This window comes from Serratia sp. PL7 (assembly GCF_945957435.1).
In genome coordinates, this window is record NZ_CAMFLB010000001.1 from 1,007,237 (window position 1) to 1,031,003 (window position 23,767).

General features: G+C 61.3%; 22 protein-coding genes. 12 read left to right on the forward strand and 10 right to left on the reverse strand.

Annotated elements, in window-relative coordinates:
* Nucleotides 1–41 precede the first annotated feature (41 nt).
* The gene (locus tag N6G83_RS04790; RefSeq protein ID WP_025303013.1) at nucleotides 42–1,976 is read right to left on the reverse strand and encodes an exoribonuclease II; all 1,935 of its coding nucleotides are present in this window, start codon (nucleotides 1,974–1,976) and stop codon (nucleotides 42–44) included.
* Nucleotides 1,977–2,163: 187 nt separating this feature from the next.
* Nucleotides 2,164–2,691, reverse strand: coding sequence for a lactoylglutathione lyase (gene gloA / locus N6G83_RS04795; protein ID WP_025303012.1), 528 nt, complete (start codon nucleotides 2,689–2,691; stop codon nucleotides 2,164–2,166).
* 99 nt (nucleotides 2,692–2,790) lie between these two features.
* Between gloA and N6G83_RS04800 the strand changes: the two genes are divergently transcribed.
* A complete protein-coding gene (locus N6G83_RS04800) occupies nucleotides 2,791–3,645 on the forward strand; it encodes a LysR family transcriptional regulator (protein ID WP_197824852.1) in 855 nt (284 codons plus the stop codon).
* A 15-nt stretch (nucleotides 3,646–3,660) separates the two neighbouring features.
* Here the strand turns inward: N6G83_RS04800 and N6G83_RS04805 are convergent, their stop codons facing one another.
* Complete coding sequence (locus tag N6G83_RS04805; protein WP_099817199.1) at nucleotides 3,661–5,967, reverse strand: FdhF/YdeP family oxidoreductase; 2,307 nt, start codon at nucleotides 5,965–5,967, stop codon at nucleotides 3,661–3,663.
* Between the two features lie 282 nt (nucleotides 5,968–6,249).
* On the opposite strand from N6G83_RS04805, the gene dacD reads away from it, so the two are divergent.
* Both dacD and N6G83_RS04815 read left to right on the forward strand, forming a co-directional pair.
* Nucleotides 6,250–7,419, forward strand: coding sequence for a serine-type D-Ala-D-Ala carboxypeptidase DacD (dacD, locus tag N6G83_RS04810; protein WP_049207451.1), 1,170 nt, complete (start codon nucleotides 6,250–6,252; stop codon nucleotides 7,417–7,419).
* 64 nt (nucleotides 7,420–7,483) lie between these two features.
* Nucleotides 7,484–8,389 (forward strand): LysR family transcriptional regulator, encoded by a 906-nt coding sequence (locus N6G83_RS04815; RefSeq protein ID WP_089195936.1) that lies wholly within the window; start codon nucleotides 7,484–7,486, stop codon nucleotides 8,387–8,389.
* A 43-nt stretch (nucleotides 8,390–8,432) separates the two neighbouring features.
* Here N6G83_RS04815 and N6G83_RS04820 read toward each other — a convergent pair whose 3' ends face one another.
* From N6G83_RS04820 to sapA, 6 genes are all read right to left on the reverse strand, one after another.
* Nucleotides 8,433–9,617 (reverse strand): CMD domain-containing protein, encoded by a 1,185-nt coding sequence (locus tag N6G83_RS04820; protein WP_025303007.1) that lies wholly within the window; start codon nucleotides 9,615–9,617, stop codon nucleotides 8,433–8,435.
* A 424-nt stretch (nucleotides 9,618–10,041) separates the two neighbouring features.
* Entirely contained in the window at nucleotides 10,042–10,854 is an 813-nt protein-coding gene (gene sapF, locus N6G83_RS04825; protein WP_016927550.1) for a putrescine export ABC transporter ATP-binding protein SapF, read from the reverse strand.
* A 1-nt stretch (nucleotide 10,855) separates the two neighbouring features.
* On the reverse strand, nucleotides 10,856–11,848 hold the full coding sequence (sapD, locus tag N6G83_RS04830; RefSeq protein ID WP_019452674.1) for a putrescine export ABC transporter ATP-binding protein SapD: 993 nt from the start codon (nucleotides 11,846–11,848) through the stop codon (nucleotides 10,856–10,858).
* On the reverse strand, nucleotides 11,848–12,738 hold the full coding sequence (gene sapC, locus N6G83_RS04835) for a putrescine export ABC transporter permease SapC (protein ID WP_004930580.1): 891 nt from the start codon (nucleotides 12,736–12,738) through the stop codon (nucleotides 11,848–11,850). Before sapC ends, sapD begins: the two co-directional genes overlap by 1 nt.
* Entirely contained in the window at nucleotides 12,725–13,690 is a 966-nt protein-coding gene (sapB, locus tag N6G83_RS04840; RefSeq protein ID WP_004930575.1) for a putrescine export ABC transporter permease SapB, read from the reverse strand. Before sapB ends, sapC begins: the two co-directional genes overlap by 14 nt.
* The gene (gene sapA / locus N6G83_RS04845; RefSeq protein ID WP_025303005.1) at nucleotides 13,687–15,336 is read right to left on the reverse strand and encodes an ABC transporter substrate-binding protein SapA; all 1,650 of its coding nucleotides are present in this window, start codon (nucleotides 15,334–15,336) and stop codon (nucleotides 13,687–13,689) included. Before sapA ends, sapB begins: the two co-directional genes overlap by 4 nt.
* A gap of 204 nt (nucleotides 15,337–15,540) precedes the next feature.
* On the opposite strand from sapA, the gene folE2 reads away from it, so the two are divergent.
* Genes folE2 through zigA form a run of 3 tightly spaced genes read left to right on the forward strand, consistent with a single transcriptional unit; the run spans nucleotide 15,541 to nucleotide 18,215 of the window.
* Nucleotides 15,541–16,467, forward strand: coding sequence for a GTP cyclohydrolase FolE2 (folE2, locus tag N6G83_RS04850; RefSeq protein ID WP_025303004.1), 927 nt, complete (start codon nucleotides 15,541–15,543; stop codon nucleotides 16,465–16,467).
* On the forward strand, nucleotides 16,457–17,017 hold the full coding sequence (locus N6G83_RS04855; RefSeq protein ID WP_025303003.1) for a carbonate dehydratase: 561 nt from the start codon (nucleotides 16,457–16,459) through the stop codon (nucleotides 17,015–17,017). The genes folE2 and N6G83_RS04855 overlap by 11 nt, the downstream gene beginning before the upstream one ends.
* A 10-nt stretch (nucleotides 17,018–17,027) precedes the next feature.
* On the forward strand, nucleotides 17,028–18,215 hold the full coding sequence (gene zigA / locus N6G83_RS04860; RefSeq protein WP_025303002.1) for a zinc metallochaperone GTPase ZigA: 1,188 nt from the start codon (nucleotides 17,028–17,030) through the stop codon (nucleotides 18,213–18,215).
* A gap of 196 nt (nucleotides 18,216–18,411) precedes the next feature.
* Here the strand turns inward: zigA and pspF are convergent, their stop codons facing one another.
* Nucleotides 18,412–19,419, reverse strand: coding sequence for a phage shock protein operon transcriptional activator (pspF, locus tag N6G83_RS04865; RefSeq protein ID WP_025303001.1), 1,008 nt, complete (start codon nucleotides 19,417–19,419; stop codon nucleotides 18,412–18,414).
* Between the two features lie 184 nt (nucleotides 19,420–19,603).
* Between pspF and pspA the strand changes: the two genes are divergently transcribed.
* The 6 genes from pspA to N6G83_RS04895 all read left to right on the forward strand — a co-directional run bounded on the left by pspA (nucleotide 19,604) and on the right by N6G83_RS04895 (nucleotide 23,718).
* Nucleotides 19,604–20,269 (forward strand): phage shock protein PspA, encoded by a 666-nt coding sequence (gene pspA, locus N6G83_RS04870; RefSeq protein WP_025303000.1) that lies wholly within the window; start codon nucleotides 19,604–19,606, stop codon nucleotides 20,267–20,269.
* Nucleotides 20,270–20,332: 63 nt separating this feature from the next.
* Nucleotides 20,333–20,560, forward strand: coding sequence for an envelope stress response membrane protein PspB (gene pspB / locus N6G83_RS04875; RefSeq protein WP_004930553.1), 228 nt, complete (start codon nucleotides 20,333–20,335; stop codon nucleotides 20,558–20,560).
* Nucleotides 20,560–20,919 (forward strand): envelope stress response membrane protein PspC, encoded by a 360-nt coding sequence (gene pspC, locus N6G83_RS04880; protein WP_004930552.1) that lies wholly within the window; start codon nucleotides 20,560–20,562, stop codon nucleotides 20,917–20,919. The genes pspB and pspC overlap by 1 nt, the downstream gene beginning before the upstream one ends.
* 96 nt (nucleotides 20,920–21,015) lie before the next feature.
* Complete coding sequence (gene pspD, locus N6G83_RS04885; protein ID WP_025302999.1) at nucleotides 21,016–21,282, forward strand: phage shock protein PspD; 267 nt, start codon at nucleotides 21,016–21,018, stop codon at nucleotides 21,280–21,282.
* A complete protein-coding gene (locus tag N6G83_RS04890) occupies nucleotides 21,263–22,660 on the forward strand; it encodes a YcjX family protein (RefSeq protein WP_025302998.1) in 1,398 nt (465 codons plus the stop codon). The genes pspD and N6G83_RS04890 overlap by 20 nt, the downstream gene beginning before the upstream one ends.
* Nucleotides 22,657–23,718 carry a YcjF family protein gene (locus N6G83_RS04895; RefSeq protein ID WP_004930545.1) on the forward strand — a complete coding sequence of 354 codons (1,062 nt, stop codon included), beginning with the start codon at nucleotides 22,657–22,659 and terminating at the stop codon, nucleotides 23,716–23,718. Before N6G83_RS04890 ends, N6G83_RS04895 begins: the two co-directional genes overlap by 4 nt.
* The last annotated feature ends 49 nt before the right edge of the window (nucleotides 23,719–23,767 follow it).

Sequence of the window (23,767 nt, forward strand, 5' to 3'; positions counted from 1 at the left end):
CACCGTCGGCGCTTTGCGTTGCGACCGTTTCAGGCTGGCGTTCAGGCCGCCGGGCGGGCGATCACGCTGCGGGTTTCCATGCGCACTTCGGCGATGGTGACCTGCAAGGTATCGCTCTGGCGGTAAACCACTTCGCCTTTAATCTGCACGGTGCCGGTTTCCTGGCTGCACTGCATCTCGTCACGCACCGCGTGAATGAACGGTGCCGGGATGAAGGCAACCGCGCCGTTGTCCAGCAGGCGTACACGCAAGCCGCCACGGGTCACGTCGATGATCTCGGCGTTGAAGCGGGTATCGGTACCGGCCTTGTCCTGCAGGAAGCGGGCGTACAGCCAGTCGCCGACGTCGCGCTCCGCCATGCGGTTCAGGCGGCGGCGCTCCGCCAGCTGCACCGTGACGTCATCCTGTGGCTTTTCCGCCGGTTGCTGGTTGATGATCGCCTTCAGCAGACGATGGTTGACCATATCGCCGTATTTACGGATCGGCGATGTCCAGGTGGCGTAAGCCTCCAGACCCAGACCGAAGTGTGGCCCCGGCGTAGTGCTGATCTCGGCGAAGGTCTGGAAGCGACGGATGCGGCTGTCGAGGAATTGGGTCGGCTGCGCATCCAGGTGGCGGCGCAGTTCGCAGAAACCGTCGAGGGTCAGCAGCTTCTCGGCTTCGGCTTCCACGCCGTTGGCCTGCAGCACGGTGACCGCTTGTTCAACCAGCGCAGGATCGAAACCGGTGTGCACGTTGTACACGCCGAAGCCCAGGCGATCGCGCAGCACGATGGCGGCGCAGACGTTGGCGGCGATCATGCACTCTTCAACGATGCGGTTGGCGCTGCGGCGCTGCTCGGTAACGATCTCCAGCACGTCGCCTTTTTCACCCAGCACGAAGCGGTAGTCCGGACGATCTTTGAACACCAGCGCATGCTGGTGGCGCCAGGCATTGCGCGCATCGCAAACGCGCTTCAGCAGGGTGATTTGTTGCGCGATGGCGTCGCTCGGCGGTTGCCAGCCGGCAATGCCGTCCAGCCAGTCGGAGACTTCGTCGTACACCAGTTTGGCTTTGGATTCGATCTCGGCGGCGAAGAACTGAATATCGTCGCCTAGCGCGCCGTCGGCGGCGATGGTCACGCGGCAAGCCAGCACCTGGCGGCGCTCGTTAGGGCGCAGCGAGCACAGGTTGTCCGACAGATCGCGCGGCAGCATCGGGATGTTGAAGCCCGGCAGGTAATTGGTGAAGGCGCGCACGCGGGCGATATCGTCCAGCTTGCTGCCTTGTTCGACGTAGGCAGTCGGATCGGCGATGGCGATGGTCAACTGCAGCGAACCGTCACCGTTGTCGGTCACGTACAGCGCATCGTCCATGTCCTCGGTGCTGGCGCTGTCGATGGTGACGAATTCGAGCGCGGTCAGATCTTCACGCACCAGCGCAGCGTCCGGCTCGCTGAGGGCCTGCATCTCCGGCGCCTCTTTTTCCAGGTTGTGACGCGCCAGCGTCACCCACCACGGGGCGAAATGGTCTTCGCCTTCGGTGATAAAGTGGGTCAGGTCGGCGTTGAAGCCGCGATCGCCTTTCAGCGGATGGCGGCGCATTTCCGCCACCGCCCAGTCGCCGGCCTGGAAGTTGTGGGTCAGTTCACGCACCGGGCGGCACGGAATCGCATCTTTCAGCAACGGATGATCGGGCACGATGGACAGGCGATCGTCGCGCTTTTGCACGCGGCCGACAAAGCGCGACAGGAACGGCTCGACCAGGGTTTCCGGCTCGGCGATTTCGCGCTCTTTCTCGGTGTGCAGGGTGGCGATAATGCGATCCCCGTGCATGACTTTCTTCATGTACGGCGGTGGAATGAAGTAGCTTTTTTGACCGTCTACTTCAAGAAAGCCAAAGCCTTTCTCGGTCCCTTTCACGACGCCTTCAACGCGCGGGGTCTGAGAGTGAAGTTGCTGTTTAAGCTGCGCCAGCAGCGGGTTATCTTGAAACATATCGTCCAGTGAATGGGTTGTGAGTGGCAAGATTTGCGGCTGACAGTTTTACGCGAATCACCCGCTGCGAGCAAGCCTAACGTCACGGAACCCCGCGTTGCCGCGCGATTTTGCGCAAGAATGGTCAATCGAAGGGCGAACGATGAAAAACCCCGGCGCGCAGGCCGGGGTGAAGGGCGTGGGACAATCAGTCCCGCAGCGGCGTCGGCTGCAGGATTTCAATCCAGTAATCGTCCGGATCGCGAATGAACGCCACGTAGTTCATGCGGCCTTCATGCAGGCGTTTCTGGAAGGTGACGCCCAGGCGCTCAAACCGCTCGCAGGCGGCGCGCACGTCCGGCACCGTGACACACAGGTGGCCAAAGCCGCGCGGTTCGCTGTTGCCGTTGTGGTAGTGGAAATCCGCCTGATTTTCGGTGCCGTGGTTATGGGTCAGCTCGAGAATACCCGGCTGGCTCAGCGCCCAGCGTTTGCGTTCGTCGTCATCCTGCGGGATCTGCTCGCGCGGGCTGCGCGTCAGGTAGCAGATGGTGAAAGCGGCTTCTTTGAACTCTTCCAGATAGACCGGGGTAAAGCCCAGCACGCGCGTATAGAAATCCAGCGCTTTGGCCAGATCCTTCACGCGGATCATGGTGTGGTTGAACACGTAACCGTCGGTAACCGCGTCCGGTTGGGCCGCCACGCCGGGCAGCGTCAGTAAATCATTCAGTGGCATCAGTGATCCTCCTCAGGGTGTCGGCAGACTGTAGGTGAAATCGATGCTAATCTAAAGTAATTGTTTTTAACTAAAACACTAACTAAAAGTGAATGATAGATGAAGCTGAGCCAGCTGAAGTATTTCTGCACCGTGGTGGAACAAAAAACCATCGCCGCCGCCGCCCGCGAGCTGCACTGCGTGCCTTCCAACGTCACGCTGCGGCTGCGCGAACTAGAGGAGTCGCTGGGCGGCGAGCTGTTTTTCCGCGACAAGAACCGGCTGTACGTCAATCCCAAAGGGCGGCTGTTCTACCAGCAGGCGCGCGACATCGTGGCGCAGGCGGAGCGCAGCAAGCAGCTGTTCGCCGGCGAGCATCAGCATGGGCTGCTGAACCTCGGGGCGCTGGATTTCTCGCTGGTCAGCCATTTACCGGCGCGTATTGCCAGGCTGCGCCGTTTACAGCCTCATCTGCACATCAACGTACTGAGCCGCGACTCGCTGGTGCTGGAACGCATGCTGATCGACAGCGATCTCGACCTGGCGATCACCGACGGCCCGATTGAGCATCCGTTACTGGCCAGCCAAAAGGCATTCGATGAACGGCTGGTATTGCTGATGCCGGCCGATGTCGGGGAACCCGACGCCGCCACGCTGGTGCCGCTGGAGTTTTACACGTTCAGCCGCGAATGTTCGTTTCGCCTGAAGGTGGATCACTGGCTGGCCTCGCGCGGGCTGAAACCGCGCATGACGCTGGAAATGGAGTCTTATGCCGCGATGGCGGCCTGCGTGCAGGCCGGTTGCGGCGTGGCCTGCGTGCCCGGTTCGTTGCTGCCGCTGATCTTGCCGACACCAGGGTTGAAGGTGGTGGAAATGGGTGAGGAGGGCGTGAGCGATCTGTACTTCGTCTGGCGACGGCATCAGCTGTCCGACGAGTTGCAGACTATCCTGGAAATATTGGCGCGCCCGGCGTAAACCGGGCGCGCATGTTCAGGCAATACGCAGCGAGGGTTGCTGCTCGCTGCGGCGAATCACCACCGGGATCGACTTCGAGGTCGGGGTGCCGGTACCGTCGCCGAAGCTGGCCAGCGGCACCAGCGGGTTGGTTTCCGGGTAGTAGGCCGCCAGGTTGCCACGCGGAATGTCGTAACTCACCAGCTTGAACCCGTCCACTTTACGCACCACGCCATCGTTCCACAGGGTTTCTATCTCTACCCGTTCGCCATCCTGTAGGCCCAGTGCCGCCAGATCCTCCGGATGGATGAACAACACTTCGCGCTGGCCGTAAACGCCGCGATAGCGGTCATCCAGACCATAGATGGTGGTGTTGTACTGATCGTGCGAGCGCAGCGTCTGCAGGGTAAACGGCGCTTGCTCGTCGCCCAGCTGCGGGAACAGGGTGGTCGGCAGCGCGGCGGCGCTGAATTCCGCCTTGCCACTCGGCGTGGCGAAGCGCAGTTCGGCGGCAGCATTGCCCAGGTAGAAACCGCCGGGCTGGTCGCAGCGCCGGTTAAAATCCTCGAAGCCGGGAATGGTGGCGGCGATATGATCGCGGATCAGCGAATAGTCGTCGGCCAGTTCCAGCCAGTCCAGCTGTTGCGTACCTAGCACGGCGTCGGCGATGCCGCAGACGATCGCCGTCTCCGAACGTTGAGTATCCGCCAGCGGTTTGCCGATGCCTTCCGAAGCGTGAACCATGCTGAATGAATCCTCGACCGTGATGTACTGCGAGCCGCTGGCCTGCATGTCCAGTTCGGTGCGGCCGAGCGTCGGCAGGATCAGCGCGTCTTTGCCGGTCACCAGGTGGCTGCGGTTAAGCTTGGTGCTGATATGCACCGTCAAATCGCAGTTGCGCAGGGCGCGGGCGGTGCGTTCGGTGTCCGGCGCTGCGGCGGCCAGGTTGCCGCCCAGCGCGATCAGCACTTTCACTTCGCCGCGCAGCATCGCTTCGATCGCTTCCACCGTGTTGTGCCCCATCGCGCGATTGGCGGTGAAGTTAAAGTGGCGTTCCAGGCTGTCGAGCAGTGCCTTCGGCGACTTCTCATCAATCCCCATGGTGCGGTTACCCTGGACGTTGCTGTGGCCGCGCACCGGGCACAGACCGGCGCCCGGTTTGCCCAGTTGCCCGAACAGCAGCTGCAGGTTGGTGATTTCACGCACCGTCGCAATAGAGTGTTTATGCTGAGTCACGCCCATCGCCCAGGTGCAGATCACCCGTTCGGCACCCTGGTAGGTGGCCGCCGCCTGGCGCAATTGCGCTTCGCTCAGGCCCGATTGCGCGGTAATGGTCTGCCACTCGGTCGCGTCCACCTGCGCCAGGTAAGCCTCCACGCCGACGCTGTGCTGTTCGATAAATGCCAGGTCGAACAGGGCGGGTTCACCGGCGGCCATACGCTGGCGGTGAGTTTCCAGCAGCGCTTTCACCATGCCGCGCACCGCTGCCATATCGCCGCCCAGATTTGGCTGGTAATAGGAAGAGCTGATCGGCGAGGATTTTGGCGTCAGCATCTGTACCGGATCCTGCGGATCGGCGAACCTTTCCAGCCCACGTTCGCGCAGGGTGTTGAAACTGACGATACGCGCGCCGCGTCGGGCGGCGTTTTTCAGGCTGTGCAACATGCGCGGGTGGTTGGTGCCGGGGTTTTGACCGAACACGAAGATGGCGTCGGCCTTTTCGAAGTCATCGATGCGGATGGTGCCTTTGCCAACGCCGATGCTCTGCTTCAGCCCGACGCCGCTCGCTTCGTGACACATGTTGGAGCAGTCGGGGAAATTGCTGGTGCCGAGCATGCGGCCGAACAGCTGATAAAGGTACGACGCTTCGTTGCTGGCGCGGCCCGAGGTATACAGCTCGATCTGGTTCGGGTTGTCCATACCGTTGATGTGCTTGGCGATCAGCGCCAGCGCGTCCGGCCAATGGATAGGCTCATAGTGGTCGGTTTCGGCGTTGTAGCGCATCGGATGGGTGAGGCGACCCTGGTATTCGAGGAAATAGTCGCTCTGCTGCTGCAGGGTGCTGACGCTGTGGGCGGCGAAGAACTCAGGCTCCACGGCGCTGCGCGTCGCTTCCCAACTGACCGCTTTGGCGCCGTTTTCGCAGAAGCTGAAGGTGCTGTGGTTGTCGTCGCCCCAGGCGCAACCGGGGCAGTCGAAGCCGCGTGCCTTGTTGACGCGCATCAGGTTGCGCATGTTTTTTAGCGTTTGTTTACTGTCGAGGACAAAGCGGGTGGTGGCTTCAAGCGAACCCCAGCCGCCCGCTGGGCCGGTATAAGGCTTGATTGACGGTTTGAATTTCATGGTGACACTTCGCAGGTGGTTGTAGCTAAAAAGTAAACGCTTTTTTATGCGTCTTGCGTATTTATGTCACAAGTTTAGGGGCGTGGCAGGCAGGCGTCTAATCGAATGGGGCAATGGCGGCATAGAGCGTATCTATCGCAGGCGGACGCTGACCTAAACAAATGGTTGCATAAAGACACCCGCTGCAAAAGAGTAATGGTTTCGTCTGAAAGTGAATTCATGCAGTCTATCTCGCGGATTATATTGGCATTTTATTCAGCCTGCGGGCCTGAGGAACACAGCGTGAAGCGTTCAGTATCAGTGGTGATCGGCGGTATATTACTGCCTTTAGCGGCGCAGGCGGCGGAAACGACGCCCCATTTTCCCACCATGACCCCACCGGCGATAGACGCCGCCTCTTACGTTTTGATGGATTACACCACCGGCCAGGTACTGGCGGCCGGCAATGCCGACGAACGGCGCAACCCGGCCAGCTTGACCAAACTCATGACCGGGTTGGTGATCGACCATGCGCTCGATCAGCACAAGATTGGCCTCGACGATGTCGTCACCGTGGGGAAAGACGCCTGGGCGCAGGGCAACCCGGTGTTCAAAGGCTCTTCGTTGATGTTCCTGAAGCCTGGTGACAGGGTCACGGTTCGCGATCTCAGCCGCGGTATCATCATCGATTCCGGCAACGACGCCTGCGTGGCGATGGCGGACTATGTGGCGGGCAGCCAGGCCAACTTCGTCAAGCTGATGAACGAGAAGAGCGCGCAGCTGGGCCTGCAGAACACCCATTTCGAAACGGTACACGGGCTGGATGCGCCGGGGCAATTCACCACCGCCGGCGATCTGGCGGTGATTGCGCGCGCCATCATCATGAGTGAGCCGGCGGAATACCACATGTACAGCGAGAAATCGCTGACCTGGAACGGTATCACGCAGCAGAACCGCAACGGCCTGCTGTGGGATAAGACGCTGCACGTCGATGGGTTGAAAACTGGGCACACCGCCTCGGCCGGCTTCAACATCATCGCCTCCGCCACCGAAGGGGATCGCCGCCTGATTGCCGTGGTGATGGGCGGCAAAAGTTCCAAAGGCCGCGAGGAACAGGCGCGCAAGCTGCTGAGCTGGGGGCTGCGCGACTTTACCACGGTACACCTGTTCAGCGCCGGCCAGAGCCTGGGGGAAGAGCCAGTCTGGTACGGCGAGAATCACCGGTTACCGGTCGGCAGCGTGCAAGAGCAGTCGCTCAGCCTGCCAAAAAACGAAGCGGACAAGCTGAAGGCGCAGTACGTGATCAATACCGCGCGGCTGGAAGCGCCGATTGGTAAAGGGCAAACCGTCGGCGAGATCCGCATCAGCGACAATGGCCAGGTAGTGAAAACCCTACCGCTGGTGGCGCTGCAGGCGGTACCGCAGGGCGGCGTGTTCTCGCGCCTGGTGGATTACGTGAAGCTGAGGCTCTGACTCGTCGGGCGGGCGGCGGCCCCCGGTGGTATACTGGTGCGAATGCCGATCATTGAGCTGCGCTATGGATATTAAACAACTGATTTATTTGTGCAATCTGGAAAGAGAGCGCCACTTCGGCCGGGCGGCGGAGGCCAGCTTCGTCAGCCAGCCGACGCTATCCATGCGATTGAAAAATCTGGAAAAAGAGCTGGGCGTTTCGCTGATTAACCGCGGCAACCATTTCGGCGGTTTTACCGCCGAAGGCGAGCGGGTGTTGGCGTGGGCGCGTGAGATCGTCTCGGTTTATCAGGGGCTGAAGCTGGAAGTGGAGTCGCTCAAGCACGGTTTGCACGGCACGCTGCGCCTCGGCGTGGTGCCGCAGTGCAGTATCTCGGTATCGGAAATGCTCAAGGCGGTCAGCGAACGTTACCCGCATCTCGATTACCGGCTGGCGGTGCTGAGCGCTGATCAGCTGCTGGAGGCGCTGACGGCGCACACCGTCGACATCGGCATCGGCTTTTTCGAGCTGTCGACCTTGAAGGAGCTGCATTTCCAATCGCAACCGCTGGTGGAAACCGGCGTCGAGCTGGTATTTCATCCGCAACATTTCCCGAAGCTGGTGGGCGATACGCCGTTGCCGCTGGAGGCGGTGGCCGCCTTGCCGTTGTGTCTCGCCGAGCCGACGCGTTATTTCCGCCGCTATCTCGATCAACACTTTCGCGACGCCGGGTTGACGCTGCACCCGCGGCTTGAGACCGCGTCGATCTTCCAACTGCTCGAAGGTATTTTCGTCGGTTTGGGCTGCGGACTGTTCCCGCGCGGCCAGCTGCAATCGCCGTTGATGCCGGCGTTGCAGCGGCGTCCGGTGGCCATCGGCGCCATGCCGCGTCATGCGGCGGTGGTCGTCGATATGGCGGAGCGCGCTACGCCGTTGGCGCAAAAGTTCTTCGATGCCGCCAGCGAGTGGCTGCGTCAGCAGAATGTCTAAAACGCGCCGTATTGCGGCCGGTAATAAGGCCGCATAGCGGTATTCAGTCGGCGGTGATGGAAGATGTTGCATCGCCCAACGTTTGGCGCAGGCGATTTTCCCAGGCGTAGAGTGCGGCGGTGAGGATCACTTCCAGCGCCTGCGCCTGATTCAGACCGCTGTTGAACAACGGCTGCACGCTCTGCGGGGTAAATTTCTCCGGTGCGCGCGTCAGCTCGGCGGCGGTGTGGATCACCGCGCGTTTGACCGTATCCTCGGTAGAGGCCAATCCCTGAGGCAGCCCGGTGAACAGCGCCTGTACCAATCCGTCATCCTGCATTTCATGCGCCACCGTGGCCGCGCAGTAACGGCTGCCGTTGATGCGCGAGACCACCAGCGTCGCCAGCGCCTTCAGGCGGCTCGATAACCCATACCCTTCGGCATTGATGCCATTGAACACGCCGTTGCGTTCGCGCAGTGCGGCGGCATCGTGCGCTAACAGCAGATAATAAGATTCGGCGCGCGCCTGCGGGTGGCTCTGATCCAACACGTCAAGCTGTTCGGCGGCGGCGGTTTCCGTGTCGATCGGCGACAGCCGCGCAGTCCAGCTCAATTCTTCGGTACTGAAAGCGACGCCATCGGCGTCTTCGACATTCGGGAAGCCGGGCACCACTACCGCCGGTCGGCCGGCTAACGCCGCGATGCCAGCTACCACACGCGCCTGATAGCTGACAAAACCGATGATTTGCGAAAAGGTGACGATATCCGCAGGGCTCAGCCCGACGTCGACAAGCTGTTGCAGCGCCTTGCGGCAAATCAGCGTGGGTTGGCTGGCAAGCTGGCGGGCATATTGGGTGATCTGGGCGAGCCGGATATTGCTTTCCCGGGAGGCGTCCGGGCTGTGCAACGGGGCGAGGCGGGCGGCGTAGTGGCTACAGAGGGACTGCACGCCGGTCACCTGAGCGACGGTCAGTGCGGTGCTGAGGCGATCGTAGGGTGACAATGTCACGTATCGTGATAGCGATACCTGGTCGGGAAACAGGGCGTGGTAACCGGCCAGTGAGGCGTTGAATACCCCGGCGCGGGCGCCGAGCGCGCTGTTTAACGCTTCATCGGCGAAGGCACCCAGCCCCAGCAGAAAACGATCGCGCAGGGTAGCCGCCTGCGGCTCCAACGGCGTATCGCCCCGCACGCTGCTTTGGGTTTCGTGATACCACTGGGCATTATGTTGTCGACGGAGTCGTTCCATAGGGTCAATCCTTAATCATGATCAACAGCCACCGCTGCGTACGGCAGCGGTGGCTGGACAAAGAGGCAACATGCCCGCAGGCGGGGCGAAAGGCGGATTTAGCGCAGCTCATCGCAGTACAGCGCGTGGCCGTAAACAGAGAAACCGGTGGCCAGCGTGAGCAGAAACTGCGCGAAGCGGCGATGGCGAAGGCTGTTCATCAGTGCGATATCCTGTCGTATGAGAGGCTCAACGTAGGGGATATCCTCACCGATCGCCCTGGCGAGATAAAATAATGTTACGGACTAATCAATAACTGAAAGGAATAAAATATAAGGATATATAACAAGAATGTAATTTGTATGTGCATTTTCTCGCTAAGCGACCGAGGCGCGCAGCAATAAAAAACCCGCCGCAGCGGGTTTGTTGCAGGCCAGGACGGGGCTCAGAAACGGCCGCCGTCGCGTCGCCAGGCGTCGGCGGTCAGCGCCTCGCCGAAGTGGCTGGCGATAAGACGCTTGGTCAATTCGTGCAGCGGCGCCGCCAACACCTCGGCGGTGCTGCCGCGTTCGACGATTTCCCCTTCGTGCATCACCAGCACCTGGTCGCTGATATGCTTCATCATGCCGAGATGCTGGGTGACGTAGATATAGGAAATGCCGTGTTTTTCCTGCAGTTCCAGCATCAGGTTGATGATTTGCGAGCGCATCGACATGTCCAGCGAGGCCAGCGCCTCATCGGCGACGATCACCTTCGGCTGCAGGATCAGCGCACGGGCCAGCGCGACGCGCTGTTTTTGCCCAGAAGCCAGCATGTGCGGATAGTAGTAAGCGTGATCCGGCAGCATGCCGACCTGGCGCAGCGTCTGGTTGATACGCTGCTCGCGCTCGGCGGGCTCCAGATCGGTGTTCAACCGCAGCGGCGCATCCAGCAGTTGGCCGATGCGCTGACGCGGGTTGAGCGAGGTGCTCGGATCCTGAAAAATCATACGAATGCGCTGGCTGCGGTAGCGATAATCACCGAACGCCAGCGGATGATCGTCGATCAGCAGTTCGCCGGCGGTCGGTTCCACCATGCCGGAGAGCATTTTCGCCAGCGTGGATTTGCCAGAGCCGTTCTCACCGATCACCGCCAGCGTCTGACCTTCACGCAGGGTAAAGCTGACGGACTTCACCGCCTCGACGTGCTGACGGCGGAACAGCCCGGTGCGGTAGCGGTAGGTTTTGCTCAGGTTGCGCACTTCCAACAGCGTTTCCATGTTATTGCTCCTCCATGTTCAGCGGGAAGTGGCAGGCGAAGAAGTGGTTTTTGACCGGGCGCAGGCGCGGCGTTTCGATGCACTTCTTCTGCGCGTAAGGGCAGCGCGGCCCCAGGCGGCAGCCGATCGGCAGGTGTTCCAGTGAAGGAATGGCGCCCGGTAGCGTGTTCAACCGGCTTTTGTGCGGCAGCGAGCGGCCGAAGTCCGGCATGGCGCGGATCAGCGCCTGGGTATAAGGGTGGTGCGGCGCCGCCAGCAGCTCTTCGCACTGGGCGCTTTCCACCGTTTGCCCGCAGTACAAGACGTTCACCCGGTCGGCCCACTTGCTCATCATCTGCAGGTCGTGACTGATCAGCAGAATGGTGGTGTTGTTGTTCTGATTGAGACGCGCCAACAGGCGGAAAATCTGCGCCTGGGTGGTCGGCTCCATGGCGTTGGTCGGCTCATCGGCGATCAGCAGGCGCGGCTGGTTGGCCAGCGCGATGGCGATCATCACTTTCTGGCACTCGCCCTCGGTCAGCTCGTACGGGAAGCTGCCCATGATGTCGTCGTGATCCTTGATGCCGACGCGGTGCAGCAGTTCGATGGCGCGGCGTTTGCGCCAGTTGAAGCGTTGCCACCAGCGGCCCTTGTAGGTCCAGCCCGGTATGGCCTGCGCCAGCTGGCGGCCGATGCTTTCGGAAGGATCGAGACAGGACTGCGGCTCCTGGAAGATCATCGAGACGTTGTGGCCCACCAGCCTGCGCCGCTCGCGCGGACTTAGCTGCAGCAGGTCGATGTCGTCGAAGCGAAAGCGATCGGCGGTGACGCGCCAGTTGTCTTTGGTCACGCCGCAGATGGCCTTGGCGATCAGGCTCTTGCCGGAGCCCGATTCACCCACCAGGCCGCGCACCTCGCCCTCGGTCAGCGTCATGCTGACGCGATCGACCGCCTTGACCGGCCCTTCGGCGGTCATAAATTCAATCGTCAGATTGCGGATATCGAGTAACGGCATTATTCCACCCCGGCATTGATTGCGCGGCGCATACCGTCGCCTAACAGGTTAACCAGCAGCACGCTGACGAGAATGGCCGCGCCGGGCAGCATCACCGTCCAGGGCGCAACGTACACCAGCTCGAGCGAATCGCCGAGCATCGCTCCCCATTCCGGCGAAGGCAGCTGCGCGCCGAGATCGAGGAAGCCGAGTGCGGCGATATCCAAAATGGCCATCGACAGCGCGCGGGTGAACTCGGTCACCAACACCGCCGCGATGTTCGGCATGACCGCGTACCACAAGATCTGCAGCGTGGAAGCGCCGTCAAGCCGGGCCGCCACCACGTACTCTTTCTCCAGTTCGTCGTGCACCGCGCTGTAGATAGTGCGCACCATGCGCGGCAACAAGGCGAGCCACACCGCCAGCATGGCGTGTTCAAGTTTGGGGCCGATAAACGCCACCACCACGATCGCCAGCAGCAGCGAGGGAATCGACAGCAGGGTATCGAGGATGTGGTTGAGCACCGCAGAGCGCAGCCCGTGGGTGACGCCGGCGAACACGCCGAGGATCACCCCGCAGAACGCCGCGGCCAGCGTCACCGCCAGCGCGGAGCCGAAGGTGGCGGCGGTGCCGGTCAATAGGCGACTAAGGATGTCGCGCCCGAGATCGTCGGTGCCGAGGAAAAACGACACGTTGCCATAGCGCGACCACGACGGCGGCAGCAGCTGATAACCAAGGAACTGCTGATCCAGCGCGTAGGGCGCCAGCAGGCTGCCGAACAGCGACAGTAGCAGCAGGGCAATCACCCCGTAAAAACCGATCATCGCCAGCGCGTCGCCATAGAAAATCCGCCAGGTGTAGCGCAGCGGGCTCGGCATCTTTTTCTCGCGGTATACGTTATCGAAGGGCATACCATTCCTTATGTTTCAGCGGGTTGGTTGCCGCACCCAGAATGTCGGCCAGAACGTTAATGGTGATCACCAGCGTGCCGACCACCATGACGCCGGCGGAAATCGCCGCATAGTCCTGCTGGCGAATGGCGTTGATCAGCCACCGGCCGAGGCCCGGCCAACTGAACACCACTTCGGTGATCATTGCCAGCGTGAGCATGGTGGAGAACTGCAGCCCCAGCTTGGGCACAATTGGCGGCAGCGCATTGTGCAACACGTGGCGGCGAATGATAGTGAAGCGCGACAGGCCGCGGGTAGCGGCGGCCTTGATGTAGTTTTGGCTCAGCACATCGTCGGTGCTGATGCGCATCAGGCGCACCACTTCGGTGGTGGGCGCCACCGCCAGCGCGGCGATCGGCAGGATCATGTGACGCAGGGCGCTGCCGATCATCTCGGCACGATACGGCGAGTCCGACAGCCAGGCGTCGATCAGCGCGAAACCGGTGATAGGCTTCACCTGATACAGCAGATCGAAACGGCCGGAAACCGGCAGCCAGCCGAGATGCAGCGAGAAGAACAGCATCAGCAGCAGCGCCAGCCAGAACACCGGCATTGAAAAGCCCAGCAGCGCGAAGGTGCTGATGGCGGTGTCCTGCCACTTGCCGCGCAGCACGCCGGCGATGATGCCCAGCGGAATGCCGATAAACAGCGCCAGGGCGAACGCCAGCAGGCACAGTTCCATGGTGGCCGGGAATACTTCGCGCAGCTGTTCGCTGATCGCCTGGCCGTTGATGCTGGAGACGCCGAAGTCCCAATGGAGCAGGCTGACGAAGTAGAACTGATAGGCGTCCAGCAGGGCGGCGCCGTTCAGCGGCGCGCGCGGCGTGAAATAGCTCAGGCTGAAGCTGACCAGCGTCAGGAAGAACAGCGTGATCAACAACAGCAGAATGCGGCGCAGGGTAAAGATAATCACTTGTTCACCTCCGGCGCGGATTCACGGTACACCCCGGCGAACGAGGCGTTGCCGAACGGGCTCAGCACCAATCCCTTGATGTCGTAGCGGTAGGCCTGCAGACGCAAAGAAGAGGCCAGCGGCAGCACCGGCAGTTGCTGCTCGAGGATTTTCTGCGCCTTGCGGTAGTTGTCGATGCGCTGAGACAGCTGCTGTGACAACAGCGCGTTCTGCAGCACCTCGTCGAAGCCTGGGTCACACCAGTGAGCATAGTTGGTTTGCGAACGGATTGCCGCGCAGCTCAGCAGCGGCCGGAAGAAGCTGTCCGGGTCGTTGCTGTCGGTGGCCCAGCCGGTCAGGGTCAGATCGTGGTTCATTTCCATCAGGCGCGCCTCTTGGAAACGGCCTTCTACCGGCACGATGGTGACGTTGATGCCCACCTGGCCGAGATCGGCCTGGATCAGCTCGGCGGTTTTCAGCGGGCTCGGGTTGTAAGACTGCGAGGCGGTCGGCACCCACAGCTTCAGGTTCAGCTGGCCGACGCCGGCCTGCCGCAGCATCTCGCGCGATTTGGCCGGATCGTACTCGGTGACGTGCGCGTCGTTGTCATAGGCCCAGGAGGCGCGCGGCAAGATTGAGGCGGCGGTTTCCGCCGTGCCGTAATAGATCGACTGCATCAATCGTTGGTTGTTGATCGCCAGCGAGATCGCCTGGCGCACATTGAGGTTGTCGAGCGGCGGTTTGCGGGTGTTGAACGCCAGATAGGCGATGTTCATCCCCGGACGCAGCGTCAGGCGCAGGCGCGGATCGTCGCGCAGGATCGACAGCTGGCTGGCCGCCGGATAAGCCAGTACGTCGCACTCGCCGGTCAGCAGCTTGGAGAGGCGGCCGGTGCCGCCGGCGCCCAGATCGATCACCACCTGCGGCATGCGCGGCAGGCCTTTCCAGTAGGCGGCGTTGCGCGCCAGGCGAATATATTGCCCCGAGCGGTATTCGTTGAGCAGGAACGGGCCGCTGCCGACCGGCTCGCGGTCGATCAGCTCCTGATGGCCTTGGCGCGTCAGCGTGTCGGCGTATTCGGCGGACAGCACCGGCGCGTAGTGGGTCGCCAGGTGCCACAGGAACGAGGCGTCCGGTGACTGCAGGCGAATCTCCACCGTGTAGTCGTCGAGCTTTCTCACGCTCTGCACCGAATCGCCGAACTGCAGGCTGTCGAAATAGGGGTATTCGCCACCGTTGACGTCGTGATACGGGTGTTTTTGGTCAAATACGCGCGCGAAGCTGAACACCACGTCGTCGGCGTTCATCTTGCGGGTGGGCGTAAACCAGGCGGTGGTCTGGAACGGTACGTCCTTGCGCAGATGGAAGCGGTAGGTGGCGCCGTTGTCCAGCACCTCCCAGCTTTGCGCCAGTTCGGGGATCAGCCGGTAGGTGTACGGGTCGACGTCCAGCAGGCGATCGTACAGCTGGGCGGCCAGGGTATCCACCGTCAGGCCGCTGCTGGCCATTTGCGGGTTGAAGGTATTCAGTATGCCGCTGACGCAATAAACAAAGCCGCTCTGGCGAATGTCCGGCAGCGGCGCCGCGCTGGGCACGGGCGGTGTTGTCGCGGCCAGGGCAGAGCCCGTCAGGCACAACGACAGTATCCAAAAGGGTAAACCACGCATAGAGGCTCATGGGTTAATCAGCAATAGCGTTAGTGTATCGTACTCTGACCAGCAGCCCAATCCATTGAACAAAATCGCTGAGTTTTCTGCGACTTGATTAATCAGGCCGTTCAGCGGCAAGAAAAAAGTTTTTCATGTTATGTTATAATATAACAAAACCGTGTTACCGTTCCCCGGCAAAGTCACAATAACGCAAGGGGATGTATGAACGAAGTTGCACTTCCACCACGCCGTTCGCTGCCGGACGCTCAGGCATGGCGCGGCGAAATGAGTGATGTCGGGCTCGATTGGGTCGGGATGCAAGGGATCGCGCTGCCGCTGGAACTGGCTGGCAAGCCATTGATGGCGAAGGTCGACGCCGGCATCAACCTGCGCGCCGAAGCGGCGGGCGAACGCGGTATTCACATGTCGCGGCTGTATCTGGCGCTGGACGAATTGACGCAGGGCGAGCTGACGCCGCAGCGCATCGGCCGGACGCTGCAGGCCTTTCTGGATTCGCAGCCAGAACACAGCGATCGCGCCAGCTTGTCGATCGGCGGCGAGCTGTTGCTGTCACGTCCGGCGCTGCTGTCGCCACAGCGTGGCTGGAAGGCTTACCCGCTGCGCATCGAGGCCACCCTGGCAGGCACGCTGACGCTGGCGCTGACCGTCGGCGTGCCTTACTCCTCTACCTGCCCGAGTTCGGCGGCGCTCAGCCGTCAGTTGGCGCAGCAACAGTTTCAGTTTGATTTTGAACAGGCGGCGGAGCGGGTCAGCCAACGCCAGGTGAGCGAGTGGCTGCTGGAGCAAGGTATGCCGGCCACGCCCCACAGCCAACGCAGCTGGGCCTGGATCACCGTGACGCCCGAGAATGAACGGGCGTTCGAACCGGTGAAACTGATTGACCGCATCGAACACGCGCTGGGCACGCCGGTACAAACGCTGGTGAAACGCCGCGACGAGCAGGCCTTCGCATTAGCCAACGGTCAGAACCTGATGTTTTGCGAGGACGCGGCGCGCCGTCTGTATGGCATGCTGCGCAGCCAGTGCGACTACCGCGCTTTTTCGCTGCGCGTCGAGCATCAGGAGAGCCTGCATGCCCACAATGCGGTGGCGGAGCTGAGCTGGCGGGGAGAACACCATGCTGCGTAAAAATCCCAGCGGCCATCTGCCGCAGGTCTCGCCGCTGGCCTACATCGATCCCACCGCCATTATTTGCGGCCGGGTGATCGTCGAAGATTTCGTCTACGTCGGGCCGTATGCGGTAATTCGCGCCGACGAGTTGAACGCCGCCGGCGACATGGAACCTATCGTCATCGGCTCGCACTCCAATATTCAGGACGGTGTGGTGATCCATTCCAAGAGCGGGGCGGCGGTCACCATTGGCCGTTACAGCTCGATCGCCCACCGCGCCATCGTTCACGGCCCGTGTCGCATCGACGATCGGGTGTTTATCGGTTTCAACAGCGTGCTGTTCAACTGCCACATCCAGTCCGGCTGCGTGGTGCGTTATAACGCGGTGGTGGATGGCGTGACGCTGCCGGAAAACCGCTATATCCCCTCGACCGAGCGCGTGGGGCCGGACAGCGACCTGTCGCGCTATCGCCAGGTCGACCGCGGCGCGCTGCAGTTTTCGGAAGAAGTGGCCGCCACCAACGTCGAGCTGGTGCGCGGTTACCAGGCATTACGCAATGAATTTTAGTGAGGCTCTCATGAAACAACTTCCCGTGACCGTGCTTTCCGGCTTTCTCGGCGCCGGCAAGACCACGGTGCTGAACCACATCCTGAACAACCGGCAGGGCATGCGCGTGGCGGTGATCGTCAACGACATGAGCGAGGTGAATATCGACGCCGCGCTGGTGGAGAATGAAGTGCACCTCGATCGCCAGCAGGAAAAGCTGGTGGAGATGAGCAACGGCTGCATCTGCTGTACGCTGCGCGAAGACCTGCTGGTGTCGGTGCGCGAGCTGGCGCAGGACGGGCGCTTCGATTATCTGCTGATCGAATCGAGCGGCATCTCCGAACCGCTGCCGGTGGCGGAAACCTTTACTTTCGAGGATGAAGAAGGGGAAAGCCTGTCGCAGTTCGCCCGGCTGGATACCCTGGTGACGGTGGTCGACGGGGTAAATTTCATCCAGCAATATCAGCAGGCGCAAAGCCTGCAGGAGGCCGGTCAAAGCCTGGGCGAGGACGATCTGCGCAGCGTGGCGGACCTGTTGATTGAGCAGATCGAATTCTGCGACGTGATCCTGGTCAGCAAAACCGATCTATTGACGCCAACCCAGCAGGGCGAAGTGATGGCGCTGCTGGCCAGCCTGAACCCCGACGCCCGCATTGTGCCGATCGCGCCGGGCAAACTGCCGCTGGAGGTAGTGCTGAATACCGGCAGCTTCAGCTTTGAAAAGGCTCAGCAGGCACCCGGCTGGCTGAAAGAGCTGCGCGGCGAACACGTGCCGGAAACGGAAAGCTACGGCATCAGTAGCTTTGTCTATCAGGCGCGGCGGCCGTTTGCGCCGGACAAGTTCTACCGCGTGATCAACGGCGACTGGGGAGGCGGCAAGCTGCTGCGGTCGAAGGGCTTCTTCTGGCTGGCGACGCGGCCGCGGCAGGCCGGGCAGTGGAGCCAGGCGGGCGGCATCGCCCATTATGGCCTCGCGGGCACCTTTTGGCGCGCCATCCCGCAAGACAACTGGCCACAGGATCCCGAAACGCGGGCGCATATTCAGGAGAAATGGGTGGAACCGTTCGGCGACATGCGCCAGGAGCTGGTGTTTATCGGCCAGCATTTACAGCAGGCGACGATCGTGCGTCTGCTGGACGACTGCCTGTTGAGCGACGATGAAATGGCCGCCGGCGTGGACTATTGGCTGGACATGGCAGACCCGTTCCCTGAGTGGTAATTGCGCAATCTTCGTGTGGAGATGAGAAAAATTCTCAACAAAGTGCTTTACAGACGATACTGATAACTATTATCATCGCCTGGCAGTTCACGGAAGGCCACAGTTTGCGGCTCTGATGTGGAAGGCACGACATTGCTCACATTGCTTCCAGTGTTTTTTAAGCCAGCTCGGGTGCTGGCTTTTTTTTTTTTGCCTGTTATTCCTCGTCCGCTTCGCCGTTTTGCAGCAGCGCATGCTTTTTCAGCATACCGCGCAGCTGATGATAGGTGAGCCCCAGCAGCTGCGCCGCCTTGCGCTGATTGAACCGCCCCTGCTGCAGCGCCGCTTCGATCAATGCCTTCTCCTGCTCCAGCTGCCAGAGTTTCAAATCCAACGGCAGCGGCGGTAACGCGCCGGCGTCTTCAGGAATGGGCGCGACCGGCGTGGCCTCGCGTGGCGCAAACGGGTTGATGACGATCTCATCCAGCGGGCTGTCGCTGTCGCCGTGACGATAGACTGAACGCTCCACCACGTTTTTCAGTTCGCGCACGTTGCCCGGCCAGCCATACTCGAGCAACGTTTGCCTGGCACGTTCGGTAAAGCCGGGAAACAGCGGCAGCGCCAGCTCGCGGCACATTTGAATGGCGAAATGCTCGGCCAACAGCATGATATCGGGCCGCCGTTGGCGCAGTGGCGGCAGTTGCACCACGTCGAACGCCAGCCGATCTAGCAGATCGGCGCGGAATTTGCCCGCCGCCGCCAGCGCCGGCAGATCGTCGTTGGTGGCGCACACCAGGCGCACATCCACCCGCAGCGGCTGGCTGCCGCCCACGCGTTCCAGCTGGCCGTATTCGATCACCCGCAGCAATTTCTCCTGCACCAGCATCGGTGCGGTCGCCAGCTCATCGAGGAACAGCGTACCGCCGTCGGCGCGTTCGAAGCGGCCCAGATGGCGCTTTTGGGCGCCGGTAAACGCGCCGGCCTCGTGGCCGAACAGTTCGGAATCCAGCAGGTTTTCATTCAGCGCCGCGCAGTTAAGCGAGATGAACGGCCCTTGCCAACGGTTGGAGAGGTAGTGCAGACGGTGGGCGATCAACTCCTTGCCGGTGCCGCGTTCGCCGATCACCAGCACCGGCTTGTTCAGCTTTGCCACCTGGGAGACTTGCTCCAAGACTTCGACAAAGGCGTTTGCTTCGCCCAACAAATTCTCTGGCTGTTCGTTCATGATGAAATTCGCCAATGTTTGGTGAAAATAATCACTCTACAGCAAGCGCGCAGAGAGTCAAAAATAAAGAGTTGTTGTTTTTCAATGAAATAAAAGTTGGCACGGGTTTTGATTGTCTCTTTGGGCAAGCTGTACGACTTAACGCGGCGCTTCAGACGCCATCAGAACCAAGAGGAAGTGAATTATGGGTATTTTTTCTCGTTTTGCCGACATCGTGAACGCCAACATCAACACCCTGCTGGACAAGGCGGAAGATCCGCAGAAGCTGGTGCGGTTGATGATCCAAGAGATGGAAGACACGCTGGTTGAAGTTCGCTCTACGTCGGCGCGTGCGCTGGCGGAGAAAAAGCAGCTGCTGCGTCGCATCGAGCAGGGTGAAAACCAGGTCAGTGACTGGCAGGAAAAAGCCGAACTGGCGCTGCGCAAAGATAAAGAAGACTTGGCCCGTGCGGCGCTGATCGAAAAACAAAAAGTGGCCGATCTGATCGCTACGCTGACGCAGGAAGTGGCGACCGTAGAAGAAACGCTGGCGCGCATGAAGAGCGAAATCGGCGAGCTGGAAAACAAGCTGACCGAAACCCGTGCGCGGCAGCAGGCGTTGGCGCTGCGTCATCAGGCCGCATCTTCTTCTCGTGACGTGCGCCGCCAGCTCGACAGCGGCAAGCTGGATGAGGCGATGGCGCGTTTCGAACAGTTCGAACGTCGCATCGACCATATGGAAGCCGAAGCGGAAAGCATCAGCATTGGTAAAAAGAAGTCGCTGGACCAGGAGTTTGCCGAGCTGAAAGCCGACGACGCCATCAGTGAGCAGCTGGCGGCGCTGAAAGCCAAAATGAACCGCTCCGAGTAAGGCGAGCCGCGGCCACACGCCGGAGGTGGCCGCCTATCCAGGATCCGATAAGAAGGAACAACAATGAGTGCTTTATTACTTGCCATTCCGCTGACAATTTTCGTGCTGTTTGTCGCGCCGATTTGGCTTTGGCTGCATTACAGCAATCGGCAACAGACCGGCATACAGCTGAGTCAGCAAGAAATGCAGCGCCTGGCGCAGCTGGCGGAAGATGCCAAACGCATGCGTGAACGCATTCAGGCGCTGGAAGAGATCCTCGATGCGGAACACCCGAACTGGAGACAGTCCTGATGAGCACGACGCTGGGCAGTAAAAAGCTTTATCGCGTTCCCGAAGAAGGCATGGTGAAAGGCGTCTGCGCCGGTTTGGCGCACTATTTCGACGTACCGGTGCGACTGATCCGCGTGATGGTGGTGCTGTCGCTGTTCTTCGGGCTGTTCTTCTTCACGCTGGTGGCCTATATCGCGCTGGTGTTCGTGTTGGATGAAGCGCCGGCCAGCCGTTTCGAAGGCGAGCATCAGAAGACGCCGCGCCAGCTGCTCGATCAGCTGGAGTATGAGTTGGGCAGCGGCGAGCAGCAGCTGCGTCAGGTCGAGCGCTACGTGACGTCCGATACCTTCGGCGTACAGAGCCGTTTCCGCAAGCTGTAACCCTTCTTGCGATACCCGGCCTGCGCAGGCCGGGCATCTTCGCCGCCGTTATCCCGTTGAATGTAACCTTAATCTCTTGTGCCGGAGGGCATTGTCATGAATAAAATCGATGTTGCAAACACCGCCAGAACGGGTGGATTTAAACGAGGAGCGGCGGCAATGTTGAAGACATTGGCTAAAGTCATCATCATAGCGTTATTGAACTATGGCCCGGCGGGCGCCGCCGGCTGGCTGCTGAAAACCGTCGGCCGTAAACCGGTGCGCGTCGTGCTGGCGCTGGTGCTGGAACCGCTGTTCCGTAAAGGCCTGAACAAGGCATTCGGGCGTTACGTCAAGGAGAGCAATGAAACGACTGCAAAATGAGTTAACCTCGCTGGTCAACCGCGGAATGGATCGCCATCTGCGCCTGGCAGTGACCGGCCTGAGCCGCAGCGGCAAAACCGCCTTTATCACCGCCTTCGTCAACCAACTGCTGCATGTGCACAGCGGCGCGCGCATGCCGCTGTTTTCACCGGTGCGCGAAGAGCGCCTGCTGGGCGTCAAACGCATCCCGCAACGCGATCTCGGCATCCAGCGTTTCACCTATGACGAAGGGCTGGCGCAGCTGTACGGCACGCCGCCGGCCTGGCCGACGCCGACGCGCGGCGTCAGCGAAATCCGGCTGGCGCTGCGTTACCGCTCCAACGATTCGCTGCTGCGGCACTTCAAAGACACCTCCACGCTGTACCTGGAGATCGTCGATTATCCGGGCGAATGGTTGCTGGATCTGCCGATGCTCGAACAGGATTACCTGGCCTGGTCGCGCCAGATGACCGGGCTGCTGCAGGGCGAACGCGCCGAATGGGCCAAGCCCTGGCTTGAACTGTGCAAGGCCTGCGATCCGCTGGCCCCGGCCGACGAAAACCGGCTGGCGGCGATCGCCCAGGCCTACACCGATTATCTGTTGCGCTGCAAAAGCGAAGGGCTGCACTTCATTCAGCCGGGGCGTTTCGTGCTGCCGGGCGACATGGCCGGCGCGCCGGCGCTGCAGTTTTTCCCGTGGCCCGACGTGGCCGCGATCGGCGAATCGAAGCTGGCGCAGGCCGACAAACACACCAACATCGGCATGTTGCGCGCTCGCTTCAACTATTACTGCCAGTCGATCGTCAAAAACTTCTACAAAGAACACTTCGTTCGTTTCGATCGGCAAATCGTGCTGGTTGACTGCCTGCAGCCGCTCAACAGCGGCCCGCAGGCGTTCAACGACATGCGCCTGGCGCTGACCCAACTGATGCAGAGCTTCCATTACGGCAAGCGCACGCTGTTTCGCCGCTTGTTCTCGCCGACCATCGACAAACTGATGTTCGCCGCCACCAAGGCGGACCATATCACCGCCGATCAGCACGCCAATCTGGTGTCATTGCTGCAGCAGCTGGTGCAAGAGGCGTGGCAGAACGCGGCGTTCGAGGGCATTAGCATGGATTGCGTCGGCCTGGCCTCGGTGCAGGCGACCGAGAGCGGCATCGTCGATCACCAGGGGCAACGCATTCCGGCATTGAAGGGCAACCGCCTGAGCGACGGCGCGCCGCTGACGGTGTTCCCCGGCGAAGTGCCCGCCCGCCTGCCGGGACCGGCGTTCTGGCAGAACCAGGGGTTCCACTTCGATGAGTTTCGTCCGCGCGCCATGAGCGTGGACAGCCCGTTACCGCACATCCGTCTGGATGCGGTGATGGAGTTTTTATTGGGAGACAAATTGCGATGAGCGAGCCGATCAAACCGCGTATCGATTTTGACGAGCCGCTGCAGCCGCCGCAGGAGCCAGCGTTGCGCGCCGGCGTCGCTTTCGATGCCGAACAGGCAGAAAGCTTTTTCCCGGCGGCGCCGGAACTGCAGCAGGAAGAGGAAGAAGGGCGCGCCGAAGGCATCATCAACGCCGCGCTGAAACCTAAACGCAGCCTGTGGCGCAAAATGGTCACTGCCGGGCTGGCGCTGTTCGGCGTCAGCGTGGTGGCGCAGGGCGTGCAGTGGGTGCATACCGCTTGGGTGCAACAGGACTGGATCGCCATGGGCGGCGGCGTGGCCGGCGGCCTGATCGTGTTCGCCGGCGTCGGTTCGGTGGTCACCGAATGGCGGCGTTTGTATCGGCTGCGCCAGCGCGCAGAAGAGCGCGACGTGGCGCGCGAGCTGTTGCACAGCCACGGGCTGGGGCAAGGGCGCGAATTCTGCGAGAAGCTGGCGCGTCAGGCCGGGCTGGATCAGGGGCATCCGGCGTTGCAGCGCTGGCAGGCCTCGCTGCATGAAACCCAAAATGACCGTGAAGTGGTGGAGCTGTACGCCAAGCTGGTACAGCCAGTGCTCGACAACCAGGCGCGGCGCGAAATCAGCCGCTCCGCCGCCGAATCGACGCTGATGATTGCCGTCAGCCCGTTGGCGCTGGTGGACATGGCGTTTATCGCCTGGCGCAACATCCGTTTGATTAACCGCATCGCGGCGCTGTACGGCATCGAACTGGGTTACTTCAGCCGCATTCGTCTGTTCCGCCTGGTGCTGCTCAACATCGCCTTCGCCGGCGCCTCTGAACTGGTGCGTGAAGTGGGCATGGACTGGATGTCGCAGGATCTGGCGGCGCGGCTATCGGCGCGCGCGGCGCAGGGCATCGGCGCGGGGTTGTTGACCGCGCGGTTGGGCATCAAGGCGATGGAGCTGTGTCGCCCGCTGCCGTGGCTGGAAGGGGAAAAACCGAAGCTTGGCGATTTCCGCAGCCAGCTGATCGGCCAGTTGAAAGACACGCTGAAAAAGAGCGACGGCAAGGCCAAATAACCCCGCGACGGCGCTCCCAGGAGCGCCGTTTTCTCAACGGCACCGACGC

Bases quoted from the DNA above. Each gene is read 5' to 3' on its own strand.
- N6G83_RS04790 (WP_025303013.1), bottom strand. From the start codon at position 1,976: ATGTTTCAAGATAACCCGCTGCTGGCGCAGCTTAAACAGCAACTTCAC.
- gloA (WP_025303012.1), bottom strand. From the start codon at position 2,691: ATGCCACTGAATGATTTACTGACGCTGCCCGGCGTGGCGGCCCAACCG.
- N6G83_RS04800 (WP_197824852.1), top strand. From the start codon at position 2,791: ATGAAGCTGAGCCAGCTGAAGTATTTCTGCACCGTGGTGGAACAAAAA.
- N6G83_RS04805 (WP_099817199.1), bottom strand. From the start codon at position 5,967: ATGAAATTCAAACCGTCAATCAAGCCTTATACCGGCCCAGCGGGCGGC.
- N6G83_RS04815 (WP_089195936.1), top strand. From the start codon at position 7,484: ATGGATATTAAACAACTGATTTATTTGTGCAATCTGGAAAGAGAGCGC.
- N6G83_RS04820 (WP_025303007.1), bottom strand. From the start codon at position 9,617: ATGGAACGACTCCGTCGACAACATAATGCCCAGTGGTATCACGAAACC.
- sapF (WP_016927550.1), bottom strand. From the start codon at position 10,854: ATGGAAACGCTGTTGGAAGTGCGCAACCTGAGCAAAACCTACCGCTAC.
- sapD (WP_019452674.1), bottom strand. From the start codon at position 11,848: ATGCCGTTACTCGATATCCGCAATCTGACGATTGAATTTATGACCGCC.
- sapC (WP_004930580.1), bottom strand. From the start codon at position 12,738: ATGCCCTTCGATAACGTATACCGCGAGAAAAAGATGCCGAGCCCGCTG.
- sapA (WP_025303005.1), bottom strand. From the start codon at position 15,336: ATGCGTGGTTTACCCTTTTGGATACTGTCGTTGTGCCTGACGGGCTCT.
- folE2 (WP_025303004.1), top strand. From the start codon at position 15,541: ATGAACGAAGTTGCACTTCCACCACGCCGTTCGCTGCCGGACGCTCAG.
- N6G83_RS04855 (WP_025303003.1), top strand. From the start codon at position 16,457: ATGCTGCGTAAAAATCCCAGCGGCCATCTGCCGCAGGTCTCGCCGCTG.
- zigA (WP_025303002.1), top strand. From the start codon at position 17,028: ATGAAACAACTTCCCGTGACCGTGCTTTCCGGCTTTCTCGGCGCCGGC.
- pspF (WP_025303001.1), bottom strand. From the start codon at position 19,419: ATGAACGAACAGCCAGAGAATTTGTTGGGCGAAGCAAACGCCTTTGTC.
- pspA (WP_025303000.1), top strand. From the start codon at position 19,604: ATGGGTATTTTTTCTCGTTTTGCCGACATCGTGAACGCCAACATCAAC.
- pspB (WP_004930553.1), top strand. From the start codon at position 20,333: ATGAGTGCTTTATTACTTGCCATTCCGCTGACAATTTTCGTGCTGTTT.
- pspC (WP_004930552.1), top strand. From the start codon at position 20,560: ATGAGCACGACGCTGGGCAGTAAAAAGCTTTATCGCGTTCCCGAAGAA.
- pspD (WP_025302999.1), top strand. From the start codon at position 21,016: ATGAATAAAATCGATGTTGCAAACACCGCCAGAACGGGTGGATTTAAA.
- N6G83_RS04890 (WP_025302998.1), top strand. From the start codon at position 21,263: ATGAAACGACTGCAAAATGAGTTAACCTCGCTGGTCAACCGCGGAATG.
- N6G83_RS04895 (WP_004930545.1), top strand. From the start codon at position 22,657: ATGAGCGAGCCGATCAAACCGCGTATCGATTTTGACGAGCCGCTGCAG.